Genomic DNA, 10704 nt, shown 5'->3' with positions numbered 1-10704 from the left:
TTAAGGAAGCGTATGCAGTGGTTGTCCCGTTTCGCCCTGCTGTCGCTGCTGGTATCGCCAGCAGCACTGGCAGAGCAGCTGTATCGGGCGAAAAGGGTCCCCTTTCGTCAGGCTTCGTCGCCGCCGGCCAGGCAGTCGGTGCCTGGCGATCGGGCGCCGGATGCAGTGCGCCTGAACGGATCGCAGCGGCTGCAATCACCGCACAGCGAACCTGCCCTCTATTTCAGCCCGGCGAATGGCAATAGCGTCGAACCCGGCAGATTCAGCGACCTCGCTCAGCATAGCCTCGGCTGGCTGAGCGAGCCCTTCTGACGACGGAGCACCGCGCATATGGCTCCGCCTCTTCCTCCGCGTCCCGAACGCCACCTCGGCCCGATCGTCCCGGTTCCGCAGTTGAGTCTGGGCAGCCATCTGGCGGCTCATTATCAGCCAGGCAATCAGCGCATGGCGCGCGAATACCAGCATCGGGCCGGCCTCAGTTTTCGGTACGACGACGCCCTTGTGCACGGCAAGCGCGACGGTGAGCCGGTACGGCATCTGCGCAACGAAGAAGTGATCATCTTCCGGCGCCAGCCACAGACGGAGCAGGCGTTTCGGCAGCAACTCGAGCAATTCGGTTTTCGTCCGGCACTGCGTCAAAGCCTGGCCCTGCCCAAGGATTCGGCGGAAATGTATCAGCTGGCCAATGACGATGGCTGGCTGCGCTTCGTCCAGGAGATCCTGCCGCAACTGCGCACCCAGGGCTGGGAAATCGAGATCGCCCCAGGGTTCTTGTTTGACCTGACGCCGGTCCAGTCCTGGTTCGCGAACATCCACGAATCGGACGATCGGAACTGGTTCGAGCTGGAGTTGGGTATTGTTGTCGATGGTCAGCAAATCAGCCTGCTGCCGGTGCTGCTCAAGCTGATCCGCCAAAGTCCGGAGCTGCTCAGTCCCGAGAGCCTGAAACAGCACAGTGACATTGATCAACTGCGGGTGCAGCTCGACCAACTACGTCGTAGTGACGGCCATCCGCTGCAGGTGGCGCTGCCGTATGGGCGTTTGAAACCAATCCTCGCCACGCTCAGCGAACTCTACCTGCACGACCAGCCAGTGGATTCGCGCCTGCGCCTGGGCCATGGGGACGCGGCTCGGCTGGCCGGGCTCGGCGAGCTACCGATGGAATGGCAAGGCGGCGAGGCGCTACGTGCATTCGCTGACCGACTGCAGAATCTGCAACGCGTGACCGTGAACCCGCCGCTGGGTCTGCAGGCACAACTACGGCCTTATCAGCTGCAGGGTCTCAACTGGTTGCAGACCCTGCGGGAACTGGGTGCCGGTGGCATTCTGGGTGACGACATGGGGCTGGGCAAAACGCTGCAGAGCCTTGCCCACCTGCTGTTAGAGAAGCAGGCCGGGCGTCTGGACCGTCCGGCGCTGGTCGTGATGCCGACCAGCCTGATTCCCAACTGGCAGGACGAAGCAGCGCGCTTTGCGCCAGATTTGCGCGTATTGGCGCTTCAGGGTCCGTCACGGCGCCAGCTGTTTTCCCACCTCGGCGACTATGATCTGTTGCTGACTACTTATGCCCTGCTGCCGCGCGATGTCGACGCACTGCAGCATCAACCATTCCACGTACTGATCCTCGACGAAGCGCAGAACATCAAGAACCCATCGAGCAAGGCCGGCCATGCGATACGCCAGCTCGACGCGCGCCAACGGCTGTGTCTCACCGGTACGCCGCTGGAGAATCACCTTGGCGAGCTCTGGTCGCTGTTCGACTTCCTGATGCCCGGCTGGCTGGATGATGCCAAGAGTTTCGCCCGCCGCTACCGTGCGCCGATCGAAAAGCACGGCGATCTGCATCGGCTCGCCCACCTCAAGTCGCGAATCAAGCCCTTCCTGCTGCGGCGGCACAAGGAAGACGTTGCCCGGGAATTGCCCGCGAAGAACGAAATCATCCACTGGGTGGAACTCAGCGATGCCCAGCGCGACCTCTATGAAACCGTCCGTCTCGCCATGGACAGCAAGGTTCGCGACGAGATCGACCGTAAGGGACTGGCACGCAGCCAGATCGTCATCCTTGAGGCCCTGCTGAAACTGCGCCAGGTCTGCTGCGATCTTCGCCTGGTCAAGAACGAGCCAGCCGCCCCTTCGCGCAGCAGCAGCTCCGGGAAGCTCGACAGCCTGCTGGAAATTCTGACCGGCATGCTCAACGAAGGCCGGCGCGTGCTGCTGTTTTCACAGTTCACCTCGATGCTGGCACTGATCGAGCAAGCGCTGGATAAGCGCGGCATCGATTATGTGAAGCTGACTGGCGCGACCCGCGACCGGCGCACCCCGGTCGATCGCTTCCAGGCCGGCGAAGTCCCGTTGTTCTTGATCAGCCTGAAGGCCGGCGGCACCGGCCTCAACCTCACCGCCGCCGACACCGTCATCCACTACGATCCTTGGTGGAACCCGGCCGTGGAAAATCAGGCCACCGACCGCGCCTACCGCATCGGGCAGGACAAACCGGTGTTCGTCTATCGGTTGATCACCCGTGGCACGGTCGAAGAGCGCATCCAGCAACTGCAGCGGCGCAAGGCCGAACTGGCGGCGGGCGTACTGGAGGGCAACGTCGACGGTGACTGGGATGTGCAGCAGAGCGATATCGACGCCCTCTTCGCGCCCCTGCCATGAGCTATGTACGGGGCGCGAAGTGAGCGAAGGCAAGAGCACAGCGGTGGTTTTGCCAGCCCCGCCTCATTTCATTCAATTTCCCCGCGTATAGCCGTGGCGCCTTGTCCGAGACAACGCAGGAACGGCTAGTATCTGCGGCAAAGGCTTCGCCAAACGAGGAACCCCTTCATGAGTCGCTACGAAATCGCTTTCTCCGGCGAGCTCGCGCCTGGCGCCACCCTGGAGCAGGTCGAGGCCAACCTGGCCCGGCTATTTCAGGCCGATGCCAAGCGGATTGCCGCGCTGTTTTCCGGCCGCCGCATCGTGATCAAGCAGGACCTCGACCACGCCAGTGTCGAGAAATACCGCCAGGCCATGGCCCGTGCAGGTGCAGTCGCCGAGGTCCGGCCGATGCCGGTGGAGGTCGAGGAGATCGTCCTTGCCCCGCCACCTGACGAAGCGCCTGCCGCCGCACCGCAGCCATCGGCTGCTTCCGGCTCTGGGTCATCGCCGCAGCCGCTTAAGGTACCCCCCCGCGACGAGTACATGGCCGCCTTCGTCGATGTCGAGGCGCCAGATTTTGGCATCGCGCCCGTGGGCGCGACCTGCAGGACGCTCGCCCAGCAGCGCAACCGCCGGCCGTCGACCTGTCGCAATTCAGCTTGGCGCCGGTCGGCAGCGATCTGGCTGAACGGCGCCGCGCCAGCGATGCGCCCGTGCCAGATACCTCGCATATCAAACTGCAGGAATGATCGCCCGTATCCAGGCGGTGGGCTGAAGCGGAACGCCGCCCGGCCCACCCTACCCATCGCCGTCCATACGGTAACGCTGAAGCTTGGTGCGCACGCCGCCGTAGCGTGGGCTTTAGCCCACCAGCGTCACCCCAAGCGAACTCGCAGCGCTACGCCGGGCTCCAACGCTACAAGCCCTCAAAGTGCCTGTATGTAATGGACCTTGTCGTCGCTCGCCCCGAAGGCCTCTACTGCCCGCCCGGGGATTTCTACATCGATCCTTGGCGCCCGGTCGACCGTGCCGTCATCACCCATGCCCACGGCGACCATGCGCGGTGGGGCATGGGTCATTACCTGGCCTCCAGCGACAGCGAAGGCATTCTGCGCTCACGCATCGCCTCCGACATGCCGTTGCAAACGCTAGCCTATGGCGAGTCGGTCGAACATCACGGCGTCCGCTTGAGCTTCCACCCCGCCGGACATGTGCTGGGCTCGGCCCAGGTGCGCCTCGAATATAAGGGCGAGGTATGGGTCGCTTCAGGCGACTACAAAGTCGAGCCTGATGGCACTTGCGCGCCCTTCGAGCCGGTGCGCTGCCATACCTTCATCACCGAATCGACCTTCGGCCTGCCGATCTACAAGTGGCCATCGCAAACCGAGGTACTCCGAGAGATCAACGACTGGTGGCGGGCTAACGCTGCGGCAGGCCGCCCCAGCGTGCTGTTCTGCTATGCCTTCGGCAAAGCGCAGCGCATCTTGCACGGGCTTGACGAAAGCATCGGCACGATCGTGGTCCACGGTGCGGTGGAACCGTTGAACAAGGTTTACCGTGAGGGTGGCATCTATTTGCCCCCCACCGTCTATGCCGGCGACCTGAAGAAAAGCGACCCTCTCTTGAAGCAGGCCATCATCCTTGCGCCGCCGTCGGCCGGTGGCAGCACCTGGATGCGTCGTTTCGGCGACTATGCCGACGCCTTCGCCAGTGGCTGGATGATGCTGCGCGGCACCCGACGGCGGCGCGGTGTCGATCGCGGCTTCGTGCTGTCCGACCATGCCGACTGGCCCGGCCTGCTCTGGGCCATCGAACAGACCGGCGCCGAACGGGTGATGGTGACCCACGGCTCGGTAGCGGTGCTGGTGCGCTATTTGCGCGAAATGCGCGGCCTCGATGCGCAGGCCTTTGAAACCGAATACGGTGAAGAAGACGATGCCGCTCAGGGGGCCGAATGATCCGGCATTCCACCGCTCAGTCCCGTTCGCAGACCCACGGCATACCGCACTGCTCTTGCAGGAGCGAGCTTGCTCGCGATCCGACAATCCTACATTTCCCATTATCGTCAACGAGCAGGCCGTCCCCTTGGCGCCTACGGATACCTGACCAACACAGACCACCACACCGCTCTCGTAGGCGCCAGCTTGCTGGCGATCCGGCCCCGCCAATGCACGACGGCGGTGCTGCATGAAAGCCTTCGCCACCCTCTACAGCCGACTCGATGCCACCACGTCGAGCAACGCCAAGCTCGCGGCCATGCGCGACTATTTCCGCGAAGCCGACCCCGCCGATGCGGCCTGGGCGGTCTATTTTTCTCGCGGCGCCGGCCCCGCCAGCTGGTGCCGGCCCGTGTGTTGCGCGAAACCGCTGTGCAGGCTTCGGGGTTACCGGAGTGGTTGTTCGAGGAGAGCTATCAGGCTGTTGGCGACATCGCCGAAACCGTTTCCCTGCTGATCCCAGAAGCCGAGCACAGCTCTAACGACGGGCTCGCCGTTTGGATGCAGGACAAACTGCTGCCACTGCGTGGCCTGCCGCCGGCGGAACTGGCGGAGCGCCTGCCGGCCCTTTGGGCGCAGCTGGATCGACTCAGCCTGATGGTCTGTATCAAGCTGATCACTGGCGCCTTTCGCGTCGGCGTTTCAAAACTGCTGGTCACCCGCGCGCTCGCCTCGCTGGTCGAGCTCGATCCCAAACGCGTGGCCCAGCGGCTGGTGGGCTATACCGACCTGTCCCATCGCCCCAGCGCCGAACGCTATCTCGCGCTGATCGCCGATGAGTCCGAACACGAACATGCCCAGCGCGGCGGCCAGCCCTACCCGTTTTTCCTCGCGCACTCGTTGCAAACACCAGTGGAAGAGTTCGACACCTTGCTCGGCGCGCCGGAGAACTGGTTCGTCGAGTGGAAGTGGGACGGTATCCGCGCCCAGCTGGTCAAGCGTGACGAGCAAATCTGGATCTGGTCGCGTGGCGAAGAGCTGGTCAGCGATCGCTTTCCGGAGCTTTGCGAACTGGCTGGCTGCCTGCCGGACGGCACGGTGATCGACGGCGAAATTGTGGTCTGGAAAGCTGCGCCCGACGCGCCGTCAGATGGGCTGTTCATAACGCCAGAAGGCGATACGACGCCCGCAACCGAGCGATTCGGGGTGCAACCGTTCGCCCTGTTGCAGCAACGCATCGGCCGCAAGAACCTCACCGCAAAGGTGCTGCAGGACGCGCCCGTCGCGGTGCTCGCCTACGACCTGCTGGAATGGCAAGGTGACGACTGGAGGCAGCGCCCGCACCGCGAGCGCCGGCAACAGCTCGAGGCTGTGGTCGATCGGTGCTCTAACCCACGGCTGATGACCTCACCGCTGGTACAGGGTAGTGACTGGCAAGAGCTGGCGCGCCAGCGCGAAGCCTCGCGCGCGCTCGGTGTCGAGGGCATGATGATCAAGGCGCAGGCCGCGCAGTACGGGGTGGGCCGTACCAAAGACGTCGGCGTCTGGTTGAAATGGAAGATTGATCCCTATTCCGTTGACGCTGTGCTGATCTACGCCCAACGCGGCCATGGTCGGCGCGCCAGTCTTTATACCGACTTCACCTTCGCCGTCTGGGATGGCGAGCCGGGCGATCCCGAGCGCAAGCTGGTGCCCTTTGCCAAAGCCTATTCGGGCCTGACCGACGAGGAGATGCGCAAGGTCGATGCCATCGTGCGCAAGACCACCGTGGAAAAGTTCGGGCCGGTGCGCAGCGTGACGCCTACCTTGGTATTCGAGCTCGGCTTCGAAGGCATCGCTGCCAGCAGCCGGCACAAGAGCGGCATCGCCGTGCGCTTCCCGCGCATGCTGCGCTGGCGTCACGACAAGCCAGTGGACGAGGCTGATACGCTGGAGACGCTGAAGGAACTGCTTGGATGACCTTGCCGCAGCAATACCCTCCTCTCGGAGCCGAGGGAACTCCCAGCTCCTTACTGGCGATCCATAGCCACGCGGTATCTCCTGATCGCGAGCAAGCTCACTCCTACGAAAAGCACAAGCCCGCCGCACCTGTAGGAGCCAACTTGCTGGCGATCCGCTGCCACGCGCAGTTCCAGCTTCGCGAGCAAGCTCGCTCCTACGAAGAGCACCACGATCCGATCTCATACCGGGCGCGGCGTCAGGCATGAGCACGTCGCCTGCCACGATCGGCGAACGCTGGTTCGATGAGCGCGGGTGGACGCCCTTCCCGTTTCAACGTGACGTCTGGCAGGCCGTAGCGGACGGCGAGTCCGGCCTGTTGCACGCCACGACCGGCTCCGGCAAGACCTATGCCGTCTGGCTAGCTGCATTGAACCAATTTGCGGCGCCCACATCGGACCCACGGCAACCCGCCGCGGCGGACAAGCCCGCTCCGCTCACGGTCCTCTGGATCACCCCCATGCGTGCGCTGGCAGCCGACACCGCCCGTGCCCTGCAGGCCCCGCTGGTCGATCTCGGCATCAACTGGAGCATTGGCCTGCGGACCGGTGACACCAGCGGTGCCGAACGCGCGCGTCAGGGTCGACGCCTGCCCAGCGCTCTGGTCACCACGCCAGAGAGCCTGACCTTGCTGCTGACCCGCGCCGACGCGCGCCAGGCCTTCGCCGGGCTGCGCATGCTGGTGGTGGACGAATGGCATGAGCTGCTGGGCAACAAGCGCGGCGTGCAGCTGCAACTGGCGCTGGCGCGGCTGCGCCAGTGGATGCCGGAGCTGATCGTCTGGGGGCTGTCGGCGACGTTGGGTAATCAGCCTCATGCCTTGGACGTACTGCTGCATCCGGGCAATGGTCGCCTGGTGCAGGGCAAGGTCGACAAGGACCTGCGCGTCGATACGCTGCTGCCGCCGAGTATCGAGCGCTTCCCCTGGGCCGGGCATCTCGGCCTGCGCATGCTGCCGCAGGTGGTCGAGCAGATCGACTCGGCGGCCACCACGCTGGTGTTCACCAACACCCGTTCGCAATCCGAGCTTTGGTATCAGGCGATTCTCGAAGCGCGCCCTGACTGGGCCGGGCTGATTGCCCTGCACCATGGTTCGCTGGCGCGTGAAGTCCGCGACTGGGTCGAACAGGGGCTCAAGCAAGGCGCGCTCAAAGCGGTCGTCTGTACGTCGAGCCTGGATCTGGGGGTCGACTTCCTCCCGGTCGAGCGCGTGCTGCAGATTGGATCGCCGAAAGGCGTGGCGCGGCTGATGCAGCGCGCCGGGCGCTCCGGCCACGCGCCGGGGCGCACCTCACGAGTCACCCTGGTGCCGACGCACAGCGTGGAAGTAGTGGAAGCCGCCGCCGCCCAGGTGGCGATCACCGAACGACGGATCGAAGCCCGCAGCGCGCCGCATCGGCCGCTGGACGTGCTGGTCCAGCATCTGGTCAGCATGGCGCTGGGCGGCGGCTTCCGTCCCGACGCGCTGTTCGCCGAAGTGCGCCAGGCCTGGTCCTACCGCGACCTGACGGATGACCACTGGCAATGGGCGCTGGCCTTTGTCCGCCATGGCGGCCATTCGCTGACCGCCTATCCCGATTACCAGCGCGTCGAGCCGGATGAGACCGGGCTATGGAAGGTGCCGAGTCGCCGCGTGGCGCTGCGCCATCGAATGAGCATCGGCACCATCGTCAGCGATGCCAGCCTGACGGTGAAATTCTGGGCCAAGGGTGGCAGCGGCCGCTCGCTGGGTAGCATTGAGGAGGGCTTCATCGCCCGCCTGCGTCCCGGTGACAACTTCCTTTTCGGCGGGCGTTTGCTCGAACTGGTGCGCGTCGAGAACATGACCGCCTACGTCAGCCGCGCGACGGGCCGGAAAGCTGCAGTACCGCGCTGGAACGGTGGCCGCATGCCGCTTTCCAGCGAACTCGCCGATGCGGTGGTCGAGCAGCTAGGCGCCGCCTCGCGCGGCCAATTCGTCAGCCCCGAGATGCGCCTGGTCGAGCCGCTGCTGCGGGTGCAGCTGGACTGGTCGGCACTGCCCACCGAGACCACCCTGCTGGCCGAGGTGATGAAGTCCCGCGAGGGCTGGCACCTGTTCCTCTACCCCTTCGCCGGGCGCCACGTACACCTGGGCCTCGCCAGCCTGCTGGCCTGGCGCATCGGCCAGCGCCAGCCGCTGACCTTTTCCATTGCCGTCAACGACTACGGATTCGAGCTGCTCTCGGCACCGAGGTGGACTGGCAGCAGTGGCTGACGCCAGCGCTGTTCAGCCAGGACGCTCTCTTGCACGACGTGCTGGCCAGCCTCAATGCCGGCGAGCTGGCACGCCGGCGCTTCCGCGAGATTGCGCGCATCGCCGGGCTGGTCTTTTCCGGCTATCCCGGCGCCCAAAAAAGTGCCCGCCAGCTACAGGCCTCCAGCGGACTGTTCTTTGACGTGTTCCGCCAATACGACCCGGCCAACCTGCTGCTGACCCAGGCTGAGGAAGAGGTGCTGCGCCAGGAACTCGATGTCGAGCGGCTGGAACAGACACTGAGCCGGCTCCAGAGCCGCCAGCTGGACCTGCACGTCGTCAGACGCACCACCCCGCTGGCGTTCCCGTTGATGGTCGAACGCTTCCGTGAAAGCTTGAGTTCGGAAAAGCTGGCCGACCGTATCCGTAGGATGGTTGCCGAACTCGACAAAGCCGCCGGCCCTGGCGGCTATCAGCCGGAAGCGAACGCCAGCATCGCGGTCGAACGCGACACCAGCCCGAAGCGCAAACCTCGCGCGACCAAGGACGGCACGCCACGGCCGAAAAAGGCGCGGCGTATGCACTGAAAACGTCCTGACGTGAAGATGAGTTCCCGCCCGCCCCCAAAAGCAAAGCTTCGCCCCGGGTCGGGCCTCCCACAATATCAAGAGCAGCCCGCACCACACCGCTTTTGTGGGAGGCGCGCCCGCGGCGAAAGCAAGCTGGCGAACGCCCCCAAGCAAAGCTTCGTCTCGAGGCGGCCTCCCGCAAGATCAAGAGCAGCCCGCACACACCGCTTTTGTGGGAGGCGCGCCCCGCGGCGAAAGCAAGCTGGCGAACGCCCAACAAGCAAGGCTTCGTCTAGAGGCGGGCCTCCCGCACAACGTCAAAAGCAGCCCGCACCGGCATAGGAACCGCCACTCGTGCGCGATAAACTGCCGGCATGACGCCCCACCTGCCCATCGAGCTGGAACAGACCGAGCTCTGGCTGCTCGCCGAGAAGGCCATCTATTGGCCCGCACAGCGGGCGCTCTTGATTGCCGACATCCATTTCGGCAAGGCCGCCGCCTACCGTCGCCTTGGCCAACCCGTGCCCCACGGTACTACCCAGGCCAACCTGCAGCGGCTTGATGCCCTGCTCGCCCGTTACCGCTGCGGGCAGCTGATCTTTCTCGGCGACTTCCTGCACGCGCCGGAGTCGCAGACGCCCGCCACGCTCAGCCAGCTGCATGACTGGCGCGCCATCCACACCGATCTGGCGATCACCCTGATCCGCGGCAACCACGACCGCCGAGCCGGGGATCCGCCCGCCAGCCTCGGGATGAATGTCGTCCCCGAGCCGCTGCTGCTCGGTCCTTTTGCTCTGCAGCACGAACCCGATCCGCACCCCAGCCATCATGTCCTTGCCGGCCATCTGCATCCCGCTTTTCGACTCAGCGGCCGCGGACGGCAGAGCCTGCGCCTGCCCTGCTTCTGCATTGGCGAGCGCATGAGTCTGCTGCCAGCCTTCGGCAGCTTCACCGGCATGATGGAAGTCGACGCCGACCCCGGTCGGCGTCTGTACGTGGTTGGGGATAACAGCGTGTGGCGGGTGGCTTGATCGATCAGGCCTGGGAGATGCCTGTGACGGTGATACCGAAGCGTTCGGCCAGGCGAGTGGCCGGTGTCTCCTCTACATCCGGGTCATGCTCGTACGCATCCTCCTCTCCGGCATAGTCACGTTCGGCCTTTTGCGTTACCAGCGCTACTGCCTCCTCTATATCCGGCTGGCGATCGGATTCGGTCCTGAGAATGGATGTGTTGCCGTCTTTGCTGTACGCGATGATCCAGGTCGTCATTGATGCCCCCTTTTTTCTAGCGCCTTCGGCTAAGCCGCTCGCCGAGATTGGCGTCGCTCTGTTTAGAGACTAG

5 protein-coding genes and 3 pseudogenes are annotated in these 10704 nt (G+C 64.7%); 7 read left to right on the top strand and 1 reads right to left on the bottom strand.

Annotated features, from left to right (window positions below; all coding sequences use genetic code 11):
- The first annotated feature begins 12 nt into the window (after positions 1–12).
- The 7 genes and pseudogenes from DQ405_RS10545 (at position 13) to pdeM (ending at position 10393) form a co-directional block, all read left to right on the top strand.
- Complete coding sequence (locus DQ405_RS10545) at positions 13–312, top strand: hypothetical protein (RefSeq protein ID WP_168424178.1); 300 nt, start codon at positions 13–15, stop codon at positions 310–312.
- Positions 313–330: 18 nt separating this feature from the next.
- Positions 331–2661, top strand: coding sequence for a DEAD/DEAH box helicase (locus DQ405_RS10540; protein WP_168424177.1), 2331 nt, complete (start codon positions 331–333; stop codon positions 2659–2661).
- Between the two features lie 168 nt (positions 2662–2829).
- Positions 2830–3392 (top strand): annotated as a pseudogene (locus DQ405_RS10535) (hypothetical protein).
- 195 nt (positions 3393–3587) lie between these two features.
- Positions 3588–4601 carry a ligase-associated DNA damage response exonuclease gene (locus tag DQ405_RS10530; RefSeq protein WP_168424176.1) on the top strand — a complete coding sequence of 338 codons (1014 nt, stop codon included), beginning with the start codon at positions 3588–3590 and terminating at the stop codon, positions 4599–4601.
- Between the two features lie 229 nt (positions 4602–4830).
- Positions 4831–6539 (top strand): annotated as a pseudogene (locus DQ405_RS10525) (ATP-dependent DNA ligase).
- 244 nt (positions 6540–6783) lie between these two features.
- Positions 6784–9380 (top strand): annotated as a pseudogene (locus DQ405_RS10520) (ligase-associated DNA damage response DEXH box helicase).
- Positions 9381–9736: 356 nt separating this feature from the next.
- Complete coding sequence (gene pdeM, locus DQ405_RS10515) at positions 9737–10393, top strand: ligase-associated DNA damage response endonuclease PdeM (protein WP_168424175.1); 657 nt, start codon at positions 9737–9739, stop codon at positions 10391–10393.
- 4 nt (positions 10394–10397) lie between these two features.
- Here the strand turns inward: pdeM and DQ405_RS10510 are convergent, their stop codons facing one another.
- Complete coding sequence (locus DQ405_RS10510) at positions 10398–10631, bottom strand: hypothetical protein (RefSeq protein ID WP_168424174.1); 234 nt, start codon at positions 10629–10631, stop codon at positions 10398–10400.
- Positions 10632–10704: the final 73 nt, after the last annotated feature.

This window comes from Pseudomonas sp. SST3, from assembly GCF_003325755.1.
This window is presented reverse-complemented; position numbering and strand designations above follow the sequence as displayed.